Origin of the sequence: Gordonia amicalis (assembly GCF_022059885.1) — a bacterium.
GTDB lineage: Bacteria > Actinomycetota > Actinomycetes > Mycobacteriales > Mycobacteriaceae > Gordonia > Gordonia amicalis.
In genome coordinates this window covers 5,024,227-5,048,020 of record NZ_CP091855.1, presented here as the reverse complement: position 1 = coordinate 5,048,020, position 23,794 = coordinate 5,024,227, and the positions used below count along the sequence as shown (strand labels likewise).

At 67.3% G+C, this 23,794-nt stretch carries 18 protein-coding genes; 7 read left to right on the top strand and 11 right to left on the bottom strand.

The annotated features are described in order from the left end of the window. Nucleotides 1-4 precede the first annotated feature (4 nt). From IHQ52_RS23075 to IHQ52_RS23040, 8 genes are all read right to left on the bottom strand, one after another. Nucleotides 5-1,492 carry a bifunctional aminoglycoside phosphotransferase/ATP-binding protein gene (locus tag IHQ52_RS23075; RefSeq protein ID WP_006437755.1) on the bottom strand — a complete coding sequence of 496 codons (1,488 nt, stop codon included), beginning with the start codon at nt 1,490-1,492 and terminating at the stop codon, nt 5-7. A gap of 141 nt (nt 1,493-1,633) precedes the next feature. Then, on the bottom strand, nt 1,634-2,911 hold the full coding sequence (locus IHQ52_RS23070; RefSeq protein WP_006437754.1) for a PucR family transcriptional regulator: 1,278 nt from the start codon (nt 2,909-2,911) through the stop codon (nt 1,634-1,636). After that, on the bottom strand, nt 2,911-4,380 hold the full coding sequence (locus tag IHQ52_RS23065; RefSeq protein WP_006437753.1) for a phytoene desaturase family protein: 1,470 nt from the start codon (nt 4,378-4,380) through the stop codon (nt 2,911-2,913). The genes IHQ52_RS23070 and IHQ52_RS23065 overlap by 1 nt, the downstream gene beginning before the upstream one ends. After that, entirely contained in the window at nt 4,377-6,182 is a 1,806-nt protein-coding gene (locus IHQ52_RS23060; protein WP_006437752.1) for a DUF3556 domain-containing protein, read from the bottom strand. The genes IHQ52_RS23065 and IHQ52_RS23060 overlap by 4 nt, the downstream gene beginning before the upstream one ends. Nucleotides 6,183-6,320: 138 nt before the next feature. Further along, the gene (locus IHQ52_RS23055) at nt 6,321-7,790 is read right to left on the bottom strand and encodes a class I adenylate-forming enzyme family protein (protein WP_006437751.1); all 1,470 of its coding nucleotides are present in this window, start codon (nt 7,788-7,790) and stop codon (nt 6,321-6,323) included. 134 nt (nt 7,791-7,924) lie between these two features. After that, the gene (locus tag IHQ52_RS23050) at nt 7,925-8,524 is read right to left on the bottom strand and encodes a type IV toxin-antitoxin system AbiEi family antitoxin domain-containing protein (protein WP_006437750.1); all 600 of its coding nucleotides are present in this window, start codon (nt 8,522-8,524) and stop codon (nt 7,925-7,927) included. A gap of 91 nt (nt 8,525-8,615) precedes the next feature. Continuing rightward, nucleotides 8,616-9,635 carry an IS481 family transposase gene (locus IHQ52_RS23045; protein ID WP_238063993.1) on the bottom strand — a complete coding sequence of 340 codons (1,020 nt, stop codon included), beginning with the start codon at nt 9,633-9,635 and terminating at the stop codon, nt 8,616-8,618. Between the two features lie 114 nt (nt 9,636-9,749). Next, nucleotides 9,750-11,333, bottom strand: coding sequence for a FadD3 family acyl-CoA ligase (locus tag IHQ52_RS23040; RefSeq protein ID WP_096274642.1), 1,584 nt, complete (start codon nt 11,331-11,333; stop codon nt 9,750-9,752). A gap of 42 nt (nt 11,334-11,375) precedes the next feature. Between IHQ52_RS23040 and IHQ52_RS23035 the strand changes: the two genes are divergently transcribed. From IHQ52_RS23035 to IHQ52_RS23005, 7 genes are all read left to right on the top strand, one after another. Further along, the gene (locus IHQ52_RS23035; RefSeq protein WP_006437748.1) at nt 11,376-12,635 is read left to right on the top strand and encodes an acyl-CoA dehydrogenase family protein; all 1,260 of its coding nucleotides are present in this window, start codon (nt 11,376-11,378) and stop codon (nt 12,633-12,635) included. 1 nt (nt 12,636) lies between these two features. Continuing rightward, nucleotides 12,637-13,470: an SDR family oxidoreductase gene (locus IHQ52_RS23030; protein ID WP_006437747.1), complete on the top strand. Its 834-nt coding sequence runs from the start codon at nt 12,637-12,639 to the stop codon at nt 13,468-13,470. A 43-nt stretch (nt 13,471-13,513) separates the two neighbouring features. Further along, nucleotides 13,514-14,671, top strand: coding sequence for an acetyl-CoA C-acetyltransferase (locus tag IHQ52_RS23025; protein WP_006437746.1), 1,158 nt, complete (start codon nt 13,514-13,516; stop codon nt 14,669-14,671). 271 nt (nt 14,672-14,942) lie between these two features. After that, complete coding sequence (locus tag IHQ52_RS23020) at nt 14,943-16,472, top strand: aldehyde dehydrogenase family protein (protein WP_006437745.1); 1,530 nt, start codon at nt 14,943-14,945, stop codon at nt 16,470-16,472. 103 nt (nt 16,473-16,575) lie between these two features. Then, nucleotides 16,576-17,226 (top strand): TetR/AcrR family transcriptional regulator, encoded by a 651-nt coding sequence (locus IHQ52_RS23015; protein ID WP_006437744.1) that lies wholly within the window; start codon nt 16,576-16,578, stop codon nt 17,224-17,226. A gap of 58 nt (nt 17,227-17,284) precedes the next feature. Then, on the top strand, nt 17,285-19,189 hold the full coding sequence (locus tag IHQ52_RS23010) for an ABC transporter ATP-binding protein (protein ID WP_006437743.1): 1,905 nt from the start codon (nt 17,285-17,287) through the stop codon (nt 19,187-19,189). Beyond that, nucleotides 19,186-20,922, top strand: a complete 1,737-nt coding sequence (locus tag IHQ52_RS23005; RefSeq protein ID WP_006437742.1) for an ABC transporter ATP-binding protein — start codon at nt 19,186-19,188, stop codon at nt 20,920-20,922. Before IHQ52_RS23010 ends, IHQ52_RS23005 begins: the two co-directional genes overlap by 4 nt. A gap of 83 nt (nt 20,923-21,005) precedes the next feature. Here the strand turns inward: IHQ52_RS23005 and IHQ52_RS23000 are convergent, their stop codons facing one another. From IHQ52_RS23000 to IHQ52_RS22990, 3 genes are read right to left on the bottom strand one after another with little or no spacing between them, the layout of a single operon-like run. Continuing rightward, nucleotides 21,006-22,094 carry an NAD(P)H-dependent flavin oxidoreductase gene (locus IHQ52_RS23000; protein ID WP_006437741.1) on the bottom strand — a complete coding sequence of 363 codons (1,089 nt, stop codon included), beginning with the start codon at nt 22,092-22,094 and terminating at the stop codon, nt 21,006-21,008. Continuing rightward, complete coding sequence (locus tag IHQ52_RS22995; protein WP_006437740.1) at nt 22,091-22,903, bottom strand: CoA-transferase subunit beta; 813 nt, start codon at nt 22,901-22,903, stop codon at nt 22,091-22,093. Before IHQ52_RS22995 ends, IHQ52_RS23000 begins: the two co-directional genes overlap by 4 nt. Then, on the bottom strand, nt 22,900-23,793 hold the full coding sequence (locus tag IHQ52_RS22990) for a CoA transferase subunit A (protein WP_006437739.1): 894 nt from the start codon (nt 23,791-23,793) through the stop codon (nt 22,900-22,902). Before IHQ52_RS22990 ends, IHQ52_RS22995 begins: the two co-directional genes overlap by 4 nt. Nucleotide 23,794 lies beyond the last annotated feature (1 nt).

Below are 23,794 nucleotides of genomic sequence, written 5' to 3'. Positions count from 1 at the left end.
GACGCTATCGGGTGCCGGCGGACCCGGGCAGGCCGAGTGCGTGCCGCACTCGATCGAGAACCCCGGCGCCGGCGTCGACGTGCACCCATTCGGCCCCTGGGGTCTCCAGCGACCGGGTCTGTCGTCGTGCCACCGACGCATCGGCATCCGACGCGTCGGCGCCGCGCGCCTCGATGCGCGCGATGCGTTCGGCCTCGTCGAGTTCGAGCCAGATGCCGGTGAACGGGACAGCAAGTGTCTCGGCGACGCCGGCGATCGCGTCGCGCTGTGCGGCACGGCCGAACACCGCGTCGGCGATCACACTCATCCCGCCACCCAGCGTCTGAGCGGCCAGCCGGCACAGCTCTCCATACACCCGGGAACCCATCTCCACGGTGTAGCCGGTTGCCGGGAGCCGGGTGTGCTCCGGCACCCCGGCGAGGCGCTTGCGCAGCACATCGCTGCGCAGAATGCGAGTGCCCGGTGCCGGGACGAACTCCGCTCCGATGGCGCGGGTCACGGTCGACTTCCCGGTGCCTGATCCGCCGCCGATCGCGACCAGCCGTGCCGGTGCCGGATCGACGACTGCCAGGGCGAGGTCGAGGTAGTCGTGGGCCTTGCTGACGGCCCCTTCGGCGGCGGCGACATGAGCGCGCACCGTCGCACGCACCGAGAGGAAGATCGGCATCAGCGAATAGCCGTCCTCGTCCGCAGGAGAGAGGTCGAGGTAGTTGTTGACCACCACGTTGGCCTCATGCCGCAAATCTCGTGCCCACAGGTCCATGACGAGGAACGCGACGTCGTAGAGCACGTCGGTGGTGGCCATGTCGGCGTCGAACTCGAGACAGTCGAAAGGCAACGGTTCGCCGTCGATCACCGCGATGTTGCCCAGATGCAGGTCACCGTGACCGTGCCGGACCCGACCGGCGCGGGCCCTGGTGTCGAGCAGATCGGAGTGAGCGCTGATCATCGCGGTCAGGCGATCGGTCAGCAGCCTCGCTCGCGAGGGATCGAGGATCTCCGGAAACGCCGACATGCTCCCCAGGTTCCCGTCGACGACCTCCTGGATGCGCGCGGCACCGTGCGGGTCGGGGCAGATCTCCGACGCCGCGTGCAGTTCTACGGTGAGCTCCGCCAGTCGTCGCAGTAGGGCGTCGTCGAGATCGCCGCGCTCGGCCCGGGTGGACAGCAGTGCGTCGTCGTCGAAGCGACGCATCTCCAGCACCCAATCGCTGTTGCCGTCTGCGTCGTCCACCTTGTGCAGTCCGAGGTAGACGCCGGGGGCGATGCGCCGGTTGAGGCGCAGTTCGGCGTCGAGTGCGTCGTGCCGGAATTCCGGGGTGGAGAAATCGAGGTAGCGATAACGCACCGGCCGCTTCATCTTCCATGCACGATCACCGTTGAGGAACACCACCGCGCCGTGCGTGACGATTCGGGTGGTCGGCAGATCGGGATCCAGAATGCCTGCCCGGGTGAGGAATTCGGTGGTGGGATCGGTGCCGATCAGGGTCATGGCCGGACCGCCGCCGGACGTGCGGACCCGACCGTGATCATCATCGGTGCTCTGTCGTGAGTCGTCGCCACCCGTCCATCCGACCACAGCGGCTTGCCGATCGCACGGGGTGGTCAGGCAGTCATGGGACCGATCGCGCGCTCACAGCACCGCCGCACCGAGGACGTGTGCGGTGTGCAGGGCCAGTTCGGTGTCGAGGCGACGCTCGCCGATCGGGTGACCCAACTCCTCGACGACTCGTCCGAGCCGGTACTTCACGGTGTTGCGGTGCATGTTGAGGGCCTCGGCCGTCGCGACGTAGCTGTTGCCGCAGTCGAGGAACACCCGGGCGGTGTCGCGCAGTCGCTCGGCGGCCTCGGTGTCGGCGGCGAGCGGTCCGAGGACATCGCGCACCCAGCGTCGTGTGCCGGGTAGATCGCGAGCGAGCATCGCGATGATCGACATGCCGCCCGAGCCGTGCCCCACCACTGTCATCGCCTGATTCGTCGACACCGCCGCCACATGCTTGACACTCTCGGCCTGCTGGTGACTCTCCCGGAATCCCTCGAGTCCGGGTGCCGGGGAGCCGAAGGCCATCCGTGCGCCCGGCACCACGGACAGCACTGGTCGGACCACCTCGGGATCGGCGTCGGCCACGGGGTACCAGACCCACGCGGTGCTGCGGTCCACCGAGGTGAAAAGGGGTGCTCTGGAGCCGAGAGTGGTTGCGACGTCGTGCGCCAGGGACTCCAGCAGTGCGGTGTTGTCGGTGCCCGGGTTGGCGCGGTCGATCCACAGGGTGGCCGCGAGATGGGTGCGCGTCAGCGGATAGCCGGTCCTGACGGTGAACTCGTCCGTGCTCGTGAGGTCGCCCTGCAGCGCCCGCCGCACCATCGTCGACACCACGGTCGCGTTCTGTTCGACCGAGTACCGGCGGCCCTCCTCGTGTACGTCGAGAACCACACGGGTGATCCAGTCGACGTACTTGTGCAGCCAGCCGGAGAAGTGGTGCAGCACCCGCAGCCGCAGTTCGGGAGAGGTGTCGAGCTCTCTCACCTCCTCGAACACATTGGCCAGCAGGTCATCGGAACCGAAGTGGTATGCCCGCCGCAGCGACGAGGCGGGGATGCCCCGCTGTCCCAACCGATCGGCATACTCGGTCGCTGCGGTGACCGGTGGCGCCTGATCGAGCGGGATGTTGTTGCGGATCATGTGCAGGATCGTCGCGATGTTGGCGGCGACGCTCGCTCGCAACAACTCGAGAAGGTCGGGGTCGTTGAGCTCCTCGAGGCCGTTCTCGATCGCCGTGGTCATCGACTCGCTCAGTTCATCGCTGCGCGCGGCGAGCCGCTCGCCGACGATGGTGGACAGCCGGATGATCTCCGCCGCGTCGGGTGAATCGGGGGAGACCAGCCGGCGTCCGAGAGCGCCGTTGCTCATCAGGACGAACCCTGTTGGGTCGAATCCTGTTGCCTCGAGGCCTGCGGGCCGCCACCGCGTTCGAGCTTCTTCAGGGCCGAGTTCGCGGCATGGAACCCGCACAGGCCGTGTGCACCGGCCCCCGGTGGCGTCGCCGCCGAACACAGGTAGACGCCGTCGACGCCGGTCGAGTAGGGGTCGAACGCCACTCGCGGACGAAATATCAACTGGCGCGCGGAGTTGGCGCCGGTGGTGATGTCGCCACCCACGTAATTGGGGTTGTCGGTGGCGATCGTGGCTGTTGCGCGGACATGCGATGCGCGAATGCGCCGGGTGAAGCCGGGGGCGAATCGTTCGATCTGATCGACGACGAGTTGCCTTGCGTCACCGGTGAACCCGGCAGGCACATGGGCGTAGGCATCCACCGGGACGAGGTTGCCCGCTGCGCGGTCCGGATCGGCCAGATACTGCTGCCCGACCAAGAGGAAGGGTTTCGACGGCATCCGCCCCGACCAGGTGTCGCGTTCGGCGGCCACGACTTCGGAGGAACTCCCGGCGACATGGATGGTCCCGGCCCGACGTGCCGGTTCGTAGCTCCACGGGATGCCGTCCTCGACGGCGAATGCCACCTGGAATGCCGCCGGCCCATGCCGGTATCGGCGGTAGGCACGCGCCACGCGCTCTGGCTGCTTGCCGGAGAGGATGCCGGCCGCCGCCTGTGGCGAGGTGTCGAGGAGGACGACGTCGGGGGAGTCGAGCTGGTCGAGTGAGGTGACGGTTGTGTCGGTGACCACCGTTCCGCCCAGCGACTCCAGGAGTGCGATCATCGCACGGCTGATCGTCGCCGACCCCCCGACCGCGACGGGCCATCCGTAGCGATGTGCGGCGGTGCCCAGGGCGACGCCGATCGCCGACGACAGCGGTGTGGTGAGTGGATGGAAGGCGTGCGCCGCCACTCCCGTCCACAGTGCCGCCGCCCGCTCGTCGCGCAACCACCGGGCAACCCAGGTGGCCGGCAGAGCCGCCGGAATCCCGAACTGCGCCAGCGGGAACGGGTCCCGCGGTACGTGGAGCATGGGCTGGAGGAACTCCCCGGCGATGCGATCGAACTTGCCGGTGATCGAGCCGAAGAGCTGCCGGTACCGACGGGCGGAATCACCGAACTGGTCGGCGGTCTCGTCCACCGAGCGATAGGCCGCTGCACCGTCACCACCGTCGAGCGGGTGGGCGTACTGCACAGGTGGAGCGGCCCAGCGCAATCCGTGTGCAGCGAGGTCGAAACGCCTGCTGAACGCGTTGTCCAGCGCGAGTGGGTGGAAGCCCGAACATTCGTCGTGCACCAGGCCGGGGACGGTGACCTCGGCCGACCTGGTTCCACCGCCGGGCACCGCCGCGGCCTCGAGGACGGTGACCTCGAGACCGGCGGCGGCGAGGGTGATGGCGGCAGCGAGTCCGTTGGGCCCGCTGCCGACCACTACTCCACGACTCATGCATTCACCCTAGACTGCTGCACGTACTGCGAACCGTCCGATGGCGCAACATATCCGGGGCGCGTCCAGGTGACGGTGTGCTTGATCGGCCCGTTGGGCAGCCACGGCAGTTCCTCGGTGGCGTCGGCGACCACATAGGTGCCGCGTTCCACCACGCCGATCGCCGCGTCGATCACCTTGTACTCGATGTAGTTGCGGTGGATCGGCTGGGACTCGGTCCAGGTCACGATCACCTCGCCAGGTGCGAAGTTGCAGCGTCGCTGCACCGCGGCGATGGTCTGCTCGTTGTGCAGGTGTGCGTCGCCGAACTGCCAGCCGATCAGGGTGGTGCACACGAACTCGGCCTCACGGATCACGTAGTTGTCGAGTTCGTCGGTGTGGCGCATCATCAGCGAGATCAGCGCTCGCCCCTGGCTGTGCATGGTGCGCCAGGCCACCGCTTTCTGCATGAAGATCTCCGCAACCTCATTGCCGAATGCCGCAGTGAGCTGGTCGATCTGGTTCAGGTTGGACTTGACGAGATGCTGGTTGAGCTTGTCCTCCACCTCTCGTCCACGGAACGCCCAGGTCGCCGACGCCCAGTTGCCGGCGTACTGCCGCATCGACGGGAGGAAGGAGACGAGGTCCGGACGCAGGTTGCCCAGGATCGGGAAGAACGCGGCCATCACGATGGCGGCGAGCAACCAGCCGGTGCTCATGTCGGTGACCGCCCAGCCCTCACCGGCCGGGTGACCCCAGAAGAGGAACCACGCCGAGAAGATGAAGAAGACGTTCCACTCCAGCGGCACCGCCAGCGGGAAGGTGGAGATGATGAAGATGTGGAACCCGGTCATGCCGATCAGGGCGAGCAGCGTGAGCGTGGTGTTGGTCGAGAACAGCAGGATCAGCGGCAACGCGAGCTCGACGATGGTGCCCAGGATGTGGGCGATCGAGCTGGTGACCTTGGAGGCACGGATGTCCTCCGGGAAGTTGCGGTACAGCGATCGCTTCAGACGCCGTGAGGTGATCCACGGGGTGTTCGACACCATCGGCGCGACGACCAGGGTGAAGTGGCGGCCGAGCTTGGAGATGCCGGCACCGAACCAGCTCGCGAAGATGAAGATCTTGGCCGCGATGATCATCTCGACCACGGAACCGGCCGAGGCGAAGATCAGGAGTGCGGCGAGGTACTGCTCCGAGCGGGCGGCCAGGAAGACCGTCTTGTCGCGCAGGCCCATGAGCACGATCAGCCCGATGTAGCTGAACATCGCCCACTGCGGGGGCAGGCCGGCCTCACTGCCGGGAACGCGGTCGGTGACCTGTCCCGGGAAGCAGACCAGGAACGCCAGATTGAGCAGGATGAGGCCGTAGACCGCCACGTCCCACAGCTGACGGGTGTCACCGGCGGTGAAGGGCACCTTGCCCGGCCATGGTGGAACACGAATCGTCTTGGGGCGCAACCAGTACAGGCAACCGCCGATGAACGGCGAGAACTTGAACGCCAGCGGTCCCGACGACGAGGCGAGGCCCAGGACCTCGAACAGCGTGGTCCACGCCATCAGCTTCACGTAGACGATCGGCTCGGTCCACCACGAGCCGATCTCGCCGAAGCCGCCGAGCGCCGGGGTGGTCAGGCCGACCAGCAGCAGGCCGACAACCGTGAAGAAGATCAGTTTGTAGACGTAGAGCATGTGCAGCTTCTTGGGGCTGCCGAAGCCGTACTCGCACCAGTGGGTTGCGAGCAGGCGCATGCGTTCCATGAAGGGTAAAGATCCGAACTTCGCCGGATCGACCGGCGGCATGTCGGCGGTGTTGAAACCCATTGTCGCTCTCTTTCTTGAGGGATCGGGTGGAGGGGGCTCTTCTCGGAGGCTCGGGGGGGGGGGGGGACCTCGCGGTGGGCAGGACCTACCGGCACGCCGGCGTGGTGCGGTGCCGGGGTGCGTTGGGGGCTCGGTCGGTCAGGTCACCGCGAGGCCGCGGCGCAGCGAGGGCTTGTCGATCTTGCCGACCGGATTCTTCGGCAGCTCGTCGAGGATGGTGACCTCGGCAGGCACCTTCACCCGGGTGAGGTGACCGGCGCAGTGCGCGAGGACGTCGTCGGCGGTGAGTTGCGAGTCCGGGTACCGCACCACGTAGGCGACGGGTTCCTCTCCCAGCACCTCGTGCGGGCGACCGACCACCGCGGACTCGAGCACACCCGGCAGTTGCGCGATGGTGGACTCGATCTCCTTGGGGTACAGGTTCTCTCCGCCACGGATGATCATGTCCTTGATGCGGTCGACGATCTGTAGGTAGCCGTCGGCGTCGAGGCGCCCGATGTCGCCGGTGTGCAGCCAGCCGTCACGGATGGTTTCGGCGGTGGCCTCGGGATTGTTCAGGTAGCCCGCCATCACGGTCGGTCCCGAGATGATGACCTCGCCGGTCTCGCCGGTGGGGACGTCGTGTCCGTCGGCGTCGACGATCCGGATCCGTTGTCTAGGAAGGGCCGGCCCGACGGTGCCGAGTTTGCGCACTCCGTCCACCGGGTTGCAGGCCGACGCGCAGGTGCCCTCGGTCAGGCCGTAGCCCTCGACGAGGCGCAGACCGTAGCGGGTCTGGCATGCGTCGAGCAGTTCTCGGCTGACCGGTGCAGCGCCGCAGATCGCGAAGCGGAGCGACGAGGTGTCGGGTCGCACCTCGGGGGGCATCGCGGTCAGCACCGCGAAGATCGTCGGCACGGCCGAGAAATAGGTGGGCCGAAGGGTTTCCACGTCGTCGAAGAAGCGCGACGCCGAGAACCCGGTGCGGATCGTGAGACGGGCACCGGCGCGCAATGGGGCGAAGGTGGACACCATGAGTGCGTTCGCGTGGAACAGCGGCAGGATCAGCATGCAATGGTCGTCGGCGGTCAGGCTGAAGTGCTCGGCCATCGTCGCGCTCATCGCGTCGACGTTGGCATGGGTGACCTGCACGCCCTTGGGACGTCCGGTGGAGCCGCTGGTGTAGATCAGCAGCGCGGTGTCGGCGCCGGCGACCGGTGCGGGCGCGAGTGGACCCTGTTCGTCGGGGAGTTCGGTGGCCAGTTCGTCGACCGCCAGGCCGGCGACGCCCGAGGTGGGGGACGAACCGTCGACACTGATGATCAGCCGAGCACCGGAGTCGCTGACCTGATGGTCGGCTTCGGTGTCGGTGAATGCCGGGTTGATCGGCGTGGCGGCGGCGCCCAGGCGCCACGCGGCGGCGATCGCCACGACCAGCTCGACCCGGTTGGGGAGCTTGATCGCCAGCACGTCACCGCGGCCGAGTCCGAGTGCACGGAGTTGGGCGGCCAGCGCGGCGGATCGGGCGTCGAACTCGGTGAAAGAGAGCTCGGTGCGTTCGTCGGCGAGTGCGGGCGCAGAACCGTGCTGCTCGGCGAGGTGCCAGGGGAGGTACGCGAGGTCAGGCATCGATGCCCTTTCGGAGGGTCGGTCGGTGTGTGATGACCGACACTAAGCCGCCCGCTGTGATCTATCCCACGTCCTCTCGCAACGAAGTTCCGACGGGGTGTTGGCCAAAATGCACAAACCCGCCCCCGGCCGTCTTATAGCTCGAGGCCGCGCTCCGAACGTGACCCGTCGGCGATCGCCGCGACCATCTCGCGAGATCTTCGCGAGCCTCGTCGTCCGCTGTTGCGGGTCTGCGCGTCGACGACGTCGGCCACCGTCGTGTACTTACGAAGCAGTGCGGAGTCCAGTAGCCGGGAACCGCCGTCGACGGCGGCATCGAGGACGGTGAGGGCTTTCTCTGTCACGCGCAGGTCGTCGACCTCGGTGAGGTCGGGCGGCGCGACTGTTCGATGCCAGATGCGGACGCCGTCGACGGGGCGTCCGTGGCGTCCCTGAGGTGTGACCACGTGGATCTGCTTCGGCGCTTTGGTCGTGAAGCCGTGCCACCAGTAGGCGGTTTCGGAGCAGAGTGCGGCCCGCGGTGAGGTGCACAGCACTGCGATCCGTGCGCGCATCCGGTCGTCGAGTCGGCGATCGCCGACATGGAAGACACCGCGGGAGACCCGAATCCATTCGCCTGATCTCACCCTCCGGAACGCCGCGTCGGGGCTGATGGCACAGGCACTGACGTCGGCGCTGGTGAACACGCCGTCGCGAGCGGCGACCAGTTCGCGGAACCTGGTGAAGTCGGGCACGCATCTTCGACGCGACAGCCCAGCGCCCGGTTCCCCTCCCGAAACTCATAGCTCGAAGCCGCGCTCAGCGCGGCTTCGAGCTATGAGTCGGCTAGGTGTACTGACCCGCCAGGTTGGGTACGCGGTCGGCGGGTGAGTCGCCTCTGAGTGCGGTGTGGCCGCGTTCGTGATTGTAGATGCGCAGGAACTCGTCGAAGGCGGCCACGCGTTCGGTCTCGCTGTTGTAGGGGCGGGCGTAGGCCCATTCCTCTTGCAGTGTGCGGTTGAATCGTTCCACCTTGCCGTTGGTTTGCGGCCGGTACGGTCGTGTCCATTTGTGTTTGATCCCGTTGTCGGCCAATCGTTTCCGGAACATTCTGGACCGGTAACAGGACCCGTTGTCGGTCATCACCCGTGTGGTCGTGACGCCGATCGAGGCAAAGTGGGCCAAGGCCCGGGTCATGAACGCGGTCGCGGTTTCCTTCTTCTCATCAGCGAGGATCTCCGAATAGGCGTATCGGGAGTGATCATCGACGGCGTGGTGCAGGTAGGCGTATCCCAGGTTGGGGCGGCCATGCACGGTGCGGGGCCGGGACGGATCGCGATGGGCACTGGAATTGCGGCCGCCTCGGGCGCGGCCGTGCACGCGGTGCCCACCACCGTCGGGGATCCTGCCCAGCTTCTTGATGTCGACGTGGATCAAGTCCCCGGCAGCTTCGCGTTCATACCGGCGAACCTCACGTCGTCGTGCACGCACCGGTGCTCCGGTGGCCGGGTCGGTCCACGACAACCGCACACACTGGTACCGGGTGAGGATGCGGTGGACTGTGGACACGTTCAACCCCAGGTGGAACCCGATCCGAGCTGGTCCCCAACGGCGCGACACGCGTAACCCCACCACCCGGCGTTCCCGGCGACGGGTGGTGCGATGCGGGCATGAGCGGGGCCGGCTTGAGCGGTCAACCATCCCTGCGGGCCCGTGGTCGCGGTAGCGGTCGGCCCACCGTTTGGCCGTGGTCACCGAGACATTGAAACGGTCCGCGGCACGCCGCAGCGGCCACCCATCCTCGACAACACACCGAGCCAGACGCAGCCGGCCAGTCGGGGACAACGGTGAATTACGGTGAGACATGAAGACCTCCGGGTTGAGGAGCGGTTCTTAGACAGCTCCACACCTCACTCGGAGGTCTTCCCTATGTCACGCCGACTCGCCGAACCCCGTACCTAACGTCCCGGGTCAGTACAGCTAGGTGAGGTTGCGCTTGAGGATCTTGCCCGAAGCGTTGCGTGGGAACTGGTCGACGAAGACCACCGACCGCGGAACCTTGAAATTCGCCAGATGCTCTTTGGCGTAGTCGATGACCTTCGCCTCGTCGAGGTCGGCGTCCTCGCGAACGGTGAGGTATGCGCGGCCCACCTCGCCGAGCCGGTCGTCGGGGACGCCGATGACGGCCGATTCGGTGACCCCGTCGAGGCGCGCGAGTGTCTGCTCGATCTCGGCGGGGTAGACGTTGAAGCCGCCGGAGATGTACATGTCCTTGAGGCGGTCGGTGATCTTGAGGTTGCCGCGGGCATCGATGGTCCCGATGTCGCCGGTGTGCAGCCAGCCGTCGGCGTCGATCGTCTCGGCGGTCGCCTCGGGGTCATCGAGGTATCCGACCATCACCATCTCGCCGCGCGCGAGGACCTCGCCGGCGTCGGACAGTGTGATCTCCATGCCCGGGAAGGCTCGACCGCAGGTGTTGGCGACGGTTTCGTCGTCGTCGTCGGGGGTGCACGTGGACACGAATCCGCTGGCCTCGGTCAGCCCGTAGGCGGTGATGACTGTGTCGACGCCGATGTCGTGCTGCAGACGTTCGACGAGCACCACCGGCACGATCGCCGCGCCGGTGATGACGATGCGCAGGGACGACAGGTCGTGGTCGGAACGTTTCGGGTCGTCGAGGATCGTCTGGAAGATGGTCGGTGCACCGGGGAAGACGGTGATGCGGTGTTCGGCCACCATCTGCATCGACTTCTCCGGCGAGTACACGGCCAGGGGCACCATCGTTACGCCGAACAGCACGCACGGCAGGATGCCGGCCTTGTATCCGAACGTGTGGAAGTACGGGTTGGCCATGAGATAACGGTCGTCGGGGGAGAGGGCCGCGTTGGCACCCCACCCGTGCGACCCGGTCATCGTCTGACGGTGAGTTGCCAACACGCCCTTGGACTTCCCGGTGGTGCCGGAGGTGAAGAGGATGTCGCAGATGTCGTCTTCGGAGACGGCCGCCGCACGACGGTCCGCCTCGTCGCGTGCATCCGGGGTCGCCCGGGACAGGAAGTCGTCCCAGTCCACGGCACCGTCGGGTACGGCTTCGCCCGCCGAGAACGGCACCCGCACCACCAGATTCGGCATCGCGTCACGGTGCTTGTCGAGCAGTTCCGCGCAGTGGTCGGCGGCGAGGAACGGTCCCGACACGACGACGCCCTTCGCGCCGGAACGTTCGATGATCTCGATCGCCTCATTCGCGGTGTAGCGCGTGTTCAACGGCACGAGTGTCGCTCCGGCGCAGTGGATGCCGAGTGCGGCGATCGGCCAGTGGAAGCTGTTCGGTGACCAGAGGGCCACGCGATCGCCGGCCTCGATGCCCGACGCCACGAGCGCCGCCGCGAAGTCGCGCGCCGCATCGCGCAGCTGTGACCAGGTCAGTTCGACGTGCGGTTGTGGCGAAAGGTGCCACTGGTCGTCGATGAGGGCGATACGGTCGGGCCAGCTGTGTGCGGCGTGTGCCAGCGCGGCCGGAGTCGTGATCGCGGAGAGTTTCCCGAGCTGGGACGTCTGCGCCATGGCCCCAACCTAGCACTTGCTTGGTGCGTTATGCTAGCTCGCATGACCTCGATCAATCTGGCCGATCGTGCCGTCGACCTGGGCGAATGGGCCAAGGCCACGCCGAACTCCGCCGAGGTGTTCGCCAAGGCGGTGCGCACCTGGCTGGAGGACAACCTCACCGGGACGTTCGACGGCCTCAAGGGGCGCGGCGGACCCGGCAGCGAGCACGAGTTCTTCGCCGAACGCCTCGAATGGGACCGTCACCTGGCTGCCGGCGGGTGGACCTGCATCGGTTGGCCTCCCGAACACGGCGGTCGCGGGGCGACGCTGGAGCAGCGGATCATCTTCCACCGCGAGTACGCCCGCGCCAACGCGCCCGCCCGGGTGAATCATCTGGGCGAGGAGTTGCTCGGTCCGACGCTCATCGCGTACGGCACGGAGGAGCAGAAGAAGCGCTTCCTGCCGGGCATCGTCGACGTCACCGAGCTGTGGTCGCAGGGTTACTCCGAACCCGGTGCAGGCTCCGACCTCGCCGGGGTCTCGACGAATGCCCGTGTCGAGGACGGTAAGTGGATCATCAACGGCCAGAAGATCTGGACCTCGCTGGCGCATGTCGCGCAATGGGTGTTCGTGATAGCGCGGACGGAGAAGGGGTCGACACGACATGCCGGTCTGAGCTTCCTCCTGGTCCCGCTCGACCAGCCCGGCGTCACCGTGCGTCCGATCCAACAACTCACCGGCACATCGGAATTCAACGAGGTCTTTTTCGACGACGCGGTGACCGACGCGGACCTGATCGTCGGCGAACCCGGTGACGGCTGGAAGGTCGCCATGGGTCTGCTGCAGTTCGAGCGAGGTGTGTCCACGCTGGGCCAGCAGGTCGGGTTCGCACGTGAGCTGGAGAACCTGACCGAGGTCGCGCGCACGAACGGTGCGGTCGACGACCCCGAACTCTCCTCCCGGCTCGCGCGCGCCGACATCGGGCTCAAAGTCATGCGGGCACACGCCCAACGGACCCTCGACGGCGACGTGACCAGTCAGGCCGGTGCCGCGTCGGTGTCGAAGCTGTTGTGGGCCAACTGGCATCGCGATCTCGGCGAACTCGCGATGGATGTCGTCGGGGCGCCGGCACTGATCGGTCCCGACGCGACCGCGGAAGGACAGCCCAACGACATCGCCGATCCCGAACACGTCGAACTCGACGAATGGCAACGGCTCTACCTCTTCACCCGCGCCGACACCATCTACGGCGGCTCGAACGAGGTGCAGCGCAACATCATCGCCGAGCGTGTGCTCGGTCTTCCCCGAGAGGCACGCTGACATGACCCAGACTGATGTGACGGAGCACGGTGCACGGGCGATCTCGCCGCTGGCCGTCCCGCCCGCCGAGACCCCCGGTCACGATCTGCTGCTCGGTAAGAAGGTCGTGATCACCGCAGCTGCCGGTACCGGAATCGGGTTCGCATCGGCCCGTCGGGCACTCCTCGAAGGTGCGGACGTCCTCGTCAGCGACTGGCACGAACGCCGCCTCGGTGAGGCCGCCGAGAAGCTCGCGGTCGAATTCCCCGAACGGACTGTCGCCCAGCGCACCTGCAACGTCCAGGTCACCGCCGAGGTCGACGCCCTGATCGCCGACGCCGCAACCGAACTCGGACGCATCGACGTACTGGTCAACAACGCCGGACTCGGCGGGGAGACGCCGGTCGCCGACATGACCGACGAAGAGTGGGACCGTGTCCTCGACATCACGCTCACCGGCACCTTCCGCGCCACCCGAGCCGCGCTCCGTTACTTCGGATCGGTCGAACACAACGGCGTCATCGTCAACAACGCCTCGGTCCTCGGCTGGCGCGCCCAGCGCGGACAGGCGCACTACGCCGCGGCGAAGGCCGGCGTCATGGCGTTGACCCGGTGCTCGGCACTCGAAGCCGCCGACGTGGGGGTGCGGATCAATGCGATCGCGCCGTCGATCGCCAAGCACCCGTTCCTCGCGAAGGTCACCAGCGACGACCTTCTCGACGAGCTGGCCTCGAAGGAGGCCTACGGCCGTGCCGCGGAGGTATGGGAGGTCGCCGCGACCGTCGCCATGCTCGCCAGCGACTACACCACATACCTCACCGGCGAGGTCATCTCGATCTCCAGCCAGCGAGCCTGAACCGGTTGCCCTCCAGCACCGCCCACCCAAAGGAGTACCGCCCATGACCACGCCGCAGGCCTACATCGTCGACGCCATCCGCACCCCCGTCGGCAAACGCAACGGCTCGCTCGCCATGGTCCACCCCGCCGATCTCGGCGCGCACATCATCTCCGCACTCGTCGAGCGGACCGGCATCGACCCCGACGTCGTCGACGACGTCGTGTTCGGCTGCGTCGACGCCATCGGCCCCCAGGCCGGCAACATCGCACGCACCGCATGGCTGGCCGCGGGTCTGCCGCTCGACATCCCCGGCACGACCGTCGACCGGCAATGTGGATCGAGCCAGCAGGCCATCCACTTCGCCGCGCAGGGCGTCATGAGCGGCACCCAGGACGTCGTCGTCGCCGGCGGCGTACAGAACATGAGCGCGATCCCGATCTCGCAGGCCATGATCGCCGGCCAGGAGTTCGGATTCACCACGCCCACCGCAGAATCCGCGGGCTGGCGGGAGCGCTTCGGCGACACCGAGATCTCGCAGTTCGTCGGCGCGGGCATGATGGCCGAGAAATGGGACATCAGCCGCGAGGACATGGAGCACTGGGCCCTGCAGTCCCACGAGCGCGCCCGCGCGGCCATCGCCGCCGGCCGTTTCGACAACGAGAACGTCCCGCTCGGCGACTGCGTCGTCGACGAGTGCCCGCGTGAGACCTCGCTGGAGAAGATGGCCGGACTGCAGCCGCTCGCCGAAGGGTCGCGCCTCACCGCGGCCGTCGCCTCGCAGATCTGCGACGGCTCGTCGGCCACCCTCGTCGTCTCCGAACGCGCGCTCAAAGAGCACAACCTCACCCCGCGCGCCCGCATCCACCACATGTCCGTCCGCGGCGACGACCCGGTGATGATGCTGTCCGCGCCCATCCCCGCCACCAAGTACGCACTCGGCAAGGCCGGCCTGTCCATCGACGACATCGACGTCGTCGAGATCAACGAGGCCTTCGCGCCGGTCGTGCTCGCCTGGCTGAAGGAGACCGGCGCCGACCCCGCCAAGGTCAACCCCAACGGCGGTGCCATCGCACTCGGACACCCGCTCGGTGCCACCGGCGCCAAGCTGTTCGCCACCCTCCTCAACGAACTCGAACGCACCGGCGGCCGCTACGGCCTCCAGACGATGTGTGAGGGCGGCGGGACCGCCAACGTCACGATCATCGAAAGGCTCAGCTGAGGAGGGCGGTCAGCCGCGGGTGTGAGGGCGGCGGGACCGCCAACGTCACGATCATCGAGCGCCTGAGCTGACCACCCGCAAGGTCGAGACCTCCCCGAAGATCCCCCGGGCGAGGTCTCGACCTTGCGGCGTGCCGGTCGTACCATTCTGACAACGGACGTACCCACATCCTGGTGTGGTCTGGCGCATACTATGGTGTGGGACAAGCGGACTCTTTTGTTCCAAACGCCGCACGTCCGACCTGCAGCACGAACTACCTGAGGGGATCTCGATGACCAAGCCTGCTGAGCACACCAGCACCGGGGCGACGACCGCGAAGCGTGGCGTCTCCTCGGAAGAGCACACACTGACCGAGTTGGTCGAGATCCAGCGAGCCGCGTTTCTGCGTGACGGCATCCCCGACGCCGACACCCGCATCGACCGCATCACCCGACTGGTCGCGCTGCTGCTCGACCACTCCGACGAGATCGCTGCCGCGCTGACCGAGGACTACGGCTCACGTCCGCGCGAGCTGTCGCTGGCCGCCGACGTCGCGGGCTGCATGATCGACCTCACGCACCAGCGTCGTGGCGTCAAGGAGTGGATGGGTGAGACCAAGTACGCCAAGGTCCAGGGGCTCCTGGGCTACAAGCAGAGCGTGCGCCACGACCCGCTCGGCGTCGTCGGCATCATGGGCCCCTGGAACTTCCCGCTGCAGCTGACGATCGTTCCGGCCGGCTCGGCGTTCGCCGCGGGTAACCGCGTACTGATGCGCCCGTCGTCGATCACCGCGAAGACCACGGACGTTCTCGCCAAGTACGCACCCGACTACTTCTCCATCGAAGAGCTGGCCATCGTCACCTCGAAGCACGGGTCGGGCTCGGACTTCGCGAAGCTCAAGGTCGATCACATGTTCTTCACCGGCTCGCCCGAGGTCGGCGCCTCGGTGGCCCAGGAGGCCGCCAAGAACCTGATCCCGGTCACCCTGGAGCTGGGCGGCAAGAACCCGGCCGTCGTCGACCTCGACGCCGACATCGACAAGGCCGCCAACATGCTCGCCGACGCCCGCCTGGTCAACGGCGGCCAGGTGTGCCTGTGCCCCGACTACGTCTTCGTCCCGGAGGCCAAGCTCGGCGAGTTCACCGACAAGGTGGTCGCGCGCTGGACCGAGCACTTCCCGACGATCTACGACAACGACCAGTACACCGCGACGATCAACCAGAAGAACTTCGACCGCATCGTGGGCCTCATCGACGACGCCGTCGCGCTCGGCGCCACCAAGCGCCAGGTCATCCCCGGCGGTGAGCCGCTGCCGAACGCCGAGCGTCGCAAGATCCCGCCGACGCTCCTGACCGGCGTCAAGGCCGGCATGAAGATCGAGGAGGACGAGGTCTTCGGTCCGGTACTGACCGTCTACCCGTACCGCGAGCTGTCCGAGGTCATCAGCCACATCTCGTCGCATCCGCACCCGCTGACCATGTACTGGTGCGGCGATCGCAACGACCGCTTCGAGAAGCTGGCCGACAACACCCGCAGCGGCTCGATCAACGGCAACGATTTCGCCATCCACCTGTTCAGCGGCGAGCTGCCGTTCGGTGGCGTCGGTCGCTCCGGCATGGGCGGCTACCACGGCCGGACCGGCTTCGAGACCTTCAGCCACGCCCGCGCGGTCGCGTTCTCGACGCTGCCGCTGACGGTGGCCGAGATGATGTCGCCGCCGTTCGTGGCCAAGGACACGAAGATGACCGATCAGCAGCTCAAGCTGTTCAAGTTCTTCAACACTCGCGCCATGAAAAAGGTGCGCAAGCGCCTCGGCGCCTGACACGGGTGCGCATGATCTGCGCGTAGGACGCTTGGCCGGGTTCGTCGGATAACGTACCCGGCCAAGCGCTTGCTAGGGTGATGGGCAGACTCCAGGAGGATGCGTGTCACCACGTGGTCAGACCAAGACCGATGACAAAGGCGGGACCGACGCAAAAGCCGGCGCCGATACCGTCGTCCGTTCGTCGCGCCGTGACGAGTTGCTCGCCACCGCCGGGCGGATGTTCGCCGAGAACGGCCTGCGTTCGACGACGGTGCGCGACATCGCCGATGCCGCGGGAATCCTGTCGGGCAGTCTCTACCATCATTTCGACTCCAAGGAGTCGATGGTCGACGAGATCCTGCGCCGGTTCCTCGACGACCTGTTCGCCCGGTACCGCCAGATCGCCTCGGCGGGACTCTCGGCGACCGAGACGCTCCGCGGGCTCGTCGTGGCCTCCTTCGAGTCGATCGACGCCGAACGCAATGCGGTCGCGATCTACCAGGACGAGGCCAAGCGGCTGTCGGGGCAGGAGCGGTTCGGCTACATCTCGGAGCTGAACGTCGAGTTCCGCCAACTGTGGCATGCGGTGCTGCAGCGGGGCGTCGACGACGGTGAATTCCGTCCGGATCTCGATGTCGAACTGGTGTACCGCTTCATGCGCGACACCGTGTGGGTGGCCGTGCGCTGGTACCGGCCGGGCGGCCCGATGACGGTGGAGTCGATCGCCGATCAATACCTGTCGATCGTCCTCGACGGCATCCTGCCCCGCTGAGAGCGGCGAGAGTTAGGGTACCTTTCCTTAACTCGTCGGCGGCCGCTAAGGTGCGCCTATGACAACTGGCGGAACCGAAGTGGCCGCACCTGCACCGACCCGGGTCCCGGAGGAGACGCCCGACGACCCGAAGGCTGCCCGGAACAGGGCTCGGGCGGAGGCCAAGGCCAAGTCGGCGGCTCTCGCCGACGTGCTGGCACCGGTGAAGACGCGGACCGTTCTCGCGCAATTCGTCCAGATCTTCGCCTCGGCCGCGACCGTGGTGCCGTTCATCGGCATCGTCGAGCTCGGGCGCACACTTCTGGCACCGGGCCCGACCGACACCGGCCGGGTCTGGCTGGTGGTGTGGCTCGTCGTGGGCGGTCTCGCGGCGCGCGCCCTGTTCGCCTTCCTGGCGCTGGCGATCACCCACTTCGCCGACCTCGACCTCCAGGCACAACTCCGAATCCGCATCGCCGACAAGCTCGGTCGGCTCCCGCTCGGCTGGTTCAGTCGTACCAGTTCGGGTGCGGTGCGCAAGTCGGTGCAGAACGACGTCGCCGACCTGCACTATCTGGTCGCCCACGCGCAGGTGGAGGCGACTGCCGCGGTGCTGTCGCCGATCTTCGCGCTGATCTACTGCTTCGTCCTCGACTGGCGCCTCGGTCTGCTGGCCATCGCCACCGTGCCGCTGTACGCCCTGACCTACTCCTACATGGCGCGTGACCTGACCGCCGAGATGGAGAAGATGGACAAAGGTGTCGCCCGCATCAGCGCGACCATCGTCGAGTTCATCGCCGGTGTCGCCGTGGTCAAGACGTTCGGGCAGACCGGAAAAGCCCACCGCCGCTTCATCGATGCCGCCGACGAGTTCAACGACGACTTCGCCGGGTACATGGGCCCGATGCTCCGCGTCCAGGCCATCACCACGGTCCTGATCTCCGCCCCGCTGATCCTGCTGGTCAACCTCGGCGTCGGCTACTGGTTCGTCGACCAGGGCTGGGTGTCGCCGATCGAACTCGTCGGTTCGACGCTGATCGCGATGGTGCTGCCGACGGCGCTCCTGACGGTGTCCACCGCGGTCCACACCCGCCAACAGGCGTCGGCCGCGGCGCTGCGCATCGCGGATCTGCTCGCCGAACCCGAGCTGACGGTCCCCGAGAACCCGCAGGTCCCCGCCGGACACGACGTGCGAATCGAGAACGTGCACTTCACCTATCCGCCGCGACTGGGTGTGCCCGCCGGGGTCAAGGCACTCGACGGCGTCAGCGTCGAACTCGCCGAGGGCACCGTGACCGCGCTGGTCGGACCGTCGGGAAGCGGTAAGTCGACCCTGGCGACACTGTTGCCGCGATTCGGCGATCCCGATTCCGGGTCGGTGCGCATCGGCGGGGTCGACGTCCGCGACATCGCCCCGACCGAGCTCTATCGACACGTCGGATTCGTGCTGCAGGACGTGCAGCTGCTGACGATGTCGGTGCGGGACAACATCCGTCTCGGCCGGCCCGGCGCCTCCGAGGAGCAGGTCCACGACGCCGCGCGTGCGGCCCGGATCCACGAGCGCATCCTGGAACTGCCCGACGGATACGACACCGTCGTCGGCGACGGCGCACACTTCTCCGGTGGTGAGGCGCAACGGGTCTCGATCGCCCGCGCCCTGCTCGCGGACACCCCGATCCTGGTGCTCGACGAGGCGACCGCCTTCGCCGACCCGGAATCGGAAGCCCAGATCCAGCAGGCCATCGGCGCACTGATGGTCGGCCGGACGGTCCTCGTCATCGCGCACCGGCTGGGCTCGATCACCCACGCCGACAACATCGTCGTGCTCGATCGCGGCCGGGTCGTCGAACAGGGACGTCAGGACGAGCTGGTCGCCAACGGTGGTCTGTACGCGTCGATGTGGGCGAGCTACGAGGCCGGCACCACCCGGCAGGACGAGAAGATCGCGCTCGGCGCGGTCGAGAGTGGCGAGGTGGCACGATGATCCGCGGTTTCTACACGATTCTGGGTTCCGAGCGTGCCCGCATGGTCGTCTTCCTGAGCTGGGTCGTCCTGTACGGCGTCGCCCAGGGCCTCGCGATGCTCACACTCGTCCCGATCACCGAGAACCTGCTGACCGGCGACCTCTCCGGCGCGGCGAAGTGGTTGTGGCCGTTGGCCGTCCTGGTGCTGATCTGTGCCGTGAGCGCTTACATCCAGTCGCTCAAGGGCATGACGATGGCCCTGTACGCGATGCGCATGCTGCATCACCGGCTCGGCGACCACATGGTCACGCTGCCACTCGGCTGGTTCACCCGCGAACGCATCGGCGACGTCTCGCAGATCGCCGTCAAGGGAACGATGTTCGTGGGCAGCACCGGCGCGCACTACATCACGCCGGTCGTCGTGAACACGGTCAGCTCGGTGGTCGTCGTGTTGGGAATCTGCGTCTTCGACTGGCGGATCGGCCTGCTGATGGTCGCCGGGACGCTGGTCCTCATGTACGTCGGCAAGCTGTCCAGCCGGTTCCTGGCGAAGGCCGAGCGCCGCAAGCGGGCCGAGGCCGTGAAGGTCAACAACCGTGTACTGGAGTACGCGCGATGCCAGGCCGTGTTGCGTGCCTTCGGCGCGGCCGACTCCGCACACGCACCGCTGGCCGATGCGCTCGGACAGCAGGCGCGGGTGGGCAAGTCGATGCTCTGGCGCTCCATCCTCGGCATCCTGCTCAACGGGCTCTCGGTCCAGGTCGTGTTCAGCGCGGTCCTCGCGCTCGGCGCCTGGCTCGCGGTGTCCGGTCACATCGAACCGGCCCTGCTCGTCGCGGTGTTCGGTCTCGCGGCCCGCTTCTTCGGCCCGATCGGCGAACTCGCCGAACTCGGTTCGACGCTGCGCATGTCGACCGACGAGATCAACCGCATCACCGGTGTCCTCGACACCGACCGGATGCCCGCCCCCGACCAGCCGCAACCGATCACCGAGCCGGGTTCGGTCGAACTGTCGCAGGTCGCTTTCGGTTACGAGAACGGCACCCCGGTGCTCCGAGATGTGTCGTTGCGCGCGCAGCCCGGCACGATGACCGCGCTCGTCGGCCCGTCGGGCTCGGGCAAGTCGACGATCTTCCGTCTGATCGCCCGGTTCTACGATGTCGACGGCGGTTCGGTGAAGGTCGGCGGTGTCGACGTCCGCGACCAGGAGACCGGCGCGCTGATGGGCCAGCTGTCGCAGGTCTTCCAGGACGTCTATCTGTTCGACGACACACTGTGGGAGAACATCAAACTCGGCCGCCCCGATGCCTCCGACGCCGAGATCCGCGCGGCCGCCGAGACCGCCGGTGTCACGTCCATCGTCGAGCGTCTGTCCGACGGGTGGGACACCGTCGTCGGCGAAGGCGGATCTGCGCTCTCCGGGGGTGAGCGGCAACGTGTTTCGATCGCTCGCGCGCTCCTCAAGGACGCCCCGATCGTGCTCTTCGACGAGGCGACCTCCGCTCTCGACCCGGAGAACGAATCGCACGTCGCCGAATCCATCCGTCGCCTCGCCGACCGCAGCACCGTGCTCGTCATCGCGCACAAGTTGTCGACCGTGATCGCCGCCGACCAGATCGTCGTCCTCGACGACCGGGGCGGCGTCGACGACATCGGTACGCATGACGAACTGCTCAGCCGCGGTGGCCGTTACACCGAGTTCTGGAACCAGCGCACCGCAGCCGCGGGCTGGACGCTCACGCCATCGTCGTGACAACCTCTGCTGCCTGAGATGCGAGGAGCGGCGGGGTCCCCCATCTGCTCCCTGAGGAGCGAGCTTGCGAGCGTCTCGAAGGGTCAGCCCAGCGAACCGAGCGTCTTCAGCCGTTCGTGGGCCTGGTGCATGATCGACTGGATCAGCTCGTCGCAGCTCGGCAGGTCATCGATCATGCCGACGACCTGTCCCGACGCGAGAACACCGGCGCGGGTGTCACCCTCGACGAGTCCGGCCTTCAGCAGCATCGGGGTGTTGCCGGCCATGATGACCTGCTGCCAGGTCCGCTCACCCGACTTCTTCATCGTGCGACCGTCTTTGAGCATGGTGGTCCAGCGCATGCCGGTCATCTGTTTGAACTCGTTGGCATTTCGGGCCGCGGCGAACAGCGCCCGCACCGGACTGCCGCTTTCCAGTGCCTCGACGAGCGGGGTACGCAGCACGCGGTGGGGCATGCCGTCGACCTTCACCGACACGACGGTGTCGTTGAGGCCGCGCTGCAGGTACTCCTGCTTGACCGAGTCGGGGACCGCGCTGTCGGAGGTCAGCAGGAACCGGGTTCCCATCGCGACGCCCTGGGCGCCGTAGGCGAGCGCCGCGGCGAGTCCGCGACCGTCGAAGAAGCCACCCGCAGCGACCACCGGCATGTCGATGTTCTTCGCGGACAGCGCATCCAGGACGGACGGCAGCAGCAGGGTGGTGGCGACCGGACCGGTGTGACCGCCGCCCTCGCCACCCTGAACGATGACCGCATCGGCGCCCCAGGAGGCGACCTTCACCGCGTGTTTCGCTGCGCCGATCGACGGGATCACGACGATGCCGTGGTCCTTGAGCTTCGCGATCAGCTCGGGCTTCGGCGCGAGCGCGAACGACGCGACCTTGACGCCCTCGCGGATCAGCAGATCGATCCGTTCCGGGGCGTCGGTGGCGTCGGCGCGCATGTTCACGCCGAACGGCTTGGTGGTCAACGACTTCGTCTTGGCGATCGCGGCCTCGAGTTCGGCGAAGGTCATCGTCGCCGACGCCAGGATGCCGAGACCGCCGGCATTCGACGTCGCCGAGGTCAGCGACGGCCCGGAAACCCAGCCCATTCCCGTCTGCACGATCGGGTACTCGACCCCGACCAGCTCGGTGAACGACGTGGACAGGCCGGCCGCCCGCGCCGGACTCATCGGACTTCCTTGTTGCGAACACCCTTGGGATCGAGGACGTCTCGGATCAGGCCGAGTTCCTCGGCGGTGGGCTGCCGGGTCTCCGGAGCGTCGGCGAGACCCTCGATCTCGAAGCCGGTGTTCTCCGCGACCTCGTCGGCGGTGACCCCCGGATGCAGCGACAGTGCCCGCATCGTGTGACCCGCCCCGCCGAAGTCGAAGACACCGAGGTTGGTGACGACTCGATGGATGTTCAGGTCGTCGTATGCCGGGTTGTCCGGGTCGACCTTGTCGTATCCGATGCCGGACACGATGTCGACGGTCTCCCCGAAGACGCGTGCCGTGTGACGCGGCACCCAGTAGCTCGTCGGGTGGTTGATGGTGTTGCCGGGTGCGCCGCGGACACCGAACATCTGCCGCGTCGGGTGCTGCAGCGGGCCGAACGCCGACAGGTTCTGGTTCCCGTGACGATCGATCTGGTTGGCGCCCATGACCACATGACGACGGCCCGACGCCACGACGTCGAACACCTTGCGGAACGGCATCCAGCCCTCGATGGGGCCGGTCTTGCCGATCGGCGGTGTGTCGGCGAGGATCAGCGCCTCGCCGTCGGTGATCAGCAGGTCGGGTTCGGTGGTGAGGCGTGCCAGGCGAGCGCCCAGCAGGGGGACGGGCGCCATCGGCGACGCCATGATCTCGCCGGCACCGGCGAAGATGCCGGCGCATGAGATGACGCAGTACTCGGCGCGCGTGACTTCGACAGGCTCAGCCAGCGGGGAGGAAGGCTCAGCCGGCGGGATATTCGTTGCCTGTGTCTCTGCGGTGCTCACTGTGCGTTCTCCTCCTGCTCGGCCTGCCATGCGGTCACCTCTCGCTGGTAGGTCGCCTCGTCGACCTGAAGGAATCGGCGCGAGAACGCTTCCCAGGTGTCGGGTTCCTTGGCGCTGGCGACGTAGAACTGCTGGAACTTCTCGTCCCGCCCGTACTCGCCGGCAAAGGTGAAGTGCGCGCCGTTGGGGGCGTGCACCACGCGGTCGACGTTCATCCGGTTCAGCAGGAGTCGCTGATGCGGAACGGTTTTCACCAGTACCTCGTTCGAGACGAGCTGATCGGTCTCCAGGTAGCGGCGCTCGGCGGCCGCGCAGTAGAGGTCGTCGAAGTACGGGTCCACGCCGGTGTAGGCGGCGTTGCCGTGGGCGTCGGCCAGATCCAGGTGGACGAAAGCGGCGTCGAGCTTGAGCGCCGGCATCGCGACCAGCGTCTGGGTCCGTCCGTCGGCGTCCGGATACGGGGATTCGACGGTTTTCAGTTCGCCCTCCCAGAAGTTCAGGACGTCGGAACCGAGTCCGGCGCGGATCGGGAGGAACGGCAGCCGTGCGGCCGCGGCCTCCAGGCCGCACTTGACCATGCCCTCGTCCATCTCGCGCACCTCGATCTCGCCGTTGGTGCGCGCCTTCGCGAACCACGGGTCGTAGAACGGGGCGGAGTCGAGCGACACGAAGCCGTAGTATGCGCGACGCACCTTGCCTGCGGCGCAGAGCAACCCGAGGTCGGGGCCGCCGTAGGTCACGACGGTGAGGTCCTTGACGTCCGAGCGGGCGATCGCGCGCACGAGCGCCATCGGCTTGCGGCGCGAACCCCAGCCGCCGATCCCGATGGTCATCCCGTCGCGGAGCTCCGCGACGACGTCGTCGAGAGTGCTTGTCTTGTCGGTCGGCATC

What these genes read in the sequence shown, in the direction of transcription:
- IHQ52_RS22990 (WP_006437739.1), bottom strand. Translation starts at nt 23,793, where the DNA reads ATGCCGACCGACAAGACAAGCACTCTCGACGACGTCGTCGCGGAGCTC.
- IHQ52_RS23075 (WP_006437755.1), bottom strand. Translation starts at nt 1,492, where the DNA reads ATGACCCTGATCGGCACCGATCCCACCACCGAATTCCTCACCCGGGCA.
- IHQ52_RS23025 (WP_006437746.1), top strand. Translation starts at nt 13,514, where the DNA reads ATGACCACGCCGCAGGCCTACATCGTCGACGCCATCCGCACCCCCGTC.
- IHQ52_RS23045 (WP_238063993.1), bottom strand. Translation starts at nt 9,635, where the DNA reads ATGTCTCACCGTAATTCACCGTTGTCCCCGACTGGCCGGCTGCGTCTG.
- IHQ52_RS23005 (WP_006437742.1), top strand. Translation starts at nt 19,186, where the DNA reads ATGATCCGCGGTTTCTACACGATTCTGGGTTCCGAGCGTGCCCGCATG.
- IHQ52_RS23055 (WP_006437751.1), bottom strand. Translation starts at nt 7,790, where the DNA reads ATGCCTGACCTCGCGTACCTCCCCTGGCACCTCGCCGAGCAGCACGGT.
- IHQ52_RS23040 (WP_096274642.1), bottom strand. Translation starts at nt 11,333, where the DNA reads ATGGCGCAGACGTCCCAGCTCGGGAAACTCTCCGCGATCACGACTCCG.
- IHQ52_RS23000 (WP_006437741.1), bottom strand. Translation starts at nt 22,094, where the DNA reads ATGAGTCCGGCGCGGGCGGCCGGCCTGTCCACGTCGTTCACCGAGCTG.
- IHQ52_RS23020 (WP_006437745.1), top strand. Translation starts at nt 14,943, where the DNA reads ATGACCAAGCCTGCTGAGCACACCAGCACCGGGGCGACGACCGCGAAG.
- IHQ52_RS23070 (WP_006437754.1), bottom strand. Translation starts at nt 2,911, where the DNA reads ATGAGCAACGGCGCTCTCGGACGCCGGCTGGTCTCCCCCGATTCACCC.
- IHQ52_RS23010 (WP_006437743.1), top strand. Translation starts at nt 17,285, where the DNA reads ATGACAACTGGCGGAACCGAAGTGGCCGCACCTGCACCGACCCGGGTC.
- IHQ52_RS23030 (WP_006437747.1), top strand. Translation starts at nt 12,637, where the DNA reads ATGACCCAGACTGATGTGACGGAGCACGGTGCACGGGCGATCTCGCCG.
- IHQ52_RS23035 (WP_006437748.1), top strand. Translation starts at nt 11,376, where the DNA reads ATGACCTCGATCAATCTGGCCGATCGTGCCGTCGACCTGGGCGAATGG.
- IHQ52_RS23065 (WP_006437753.1), bottom strand. Translation starts at nt 4,380, where the DNA reads ATGAGTCGTGGAGTAGTGGTCGGCAGCGGGCCCAACGGACTCGCTGCC.
- IHQ52_RS23060 (WP_006437752.1), bottom strand. Translation starts at nt 6,182, where the DNA reads ATGGGTTTCAACACCGCCGACATGCCGCCGGTCGATCCGGCGAAGTTC.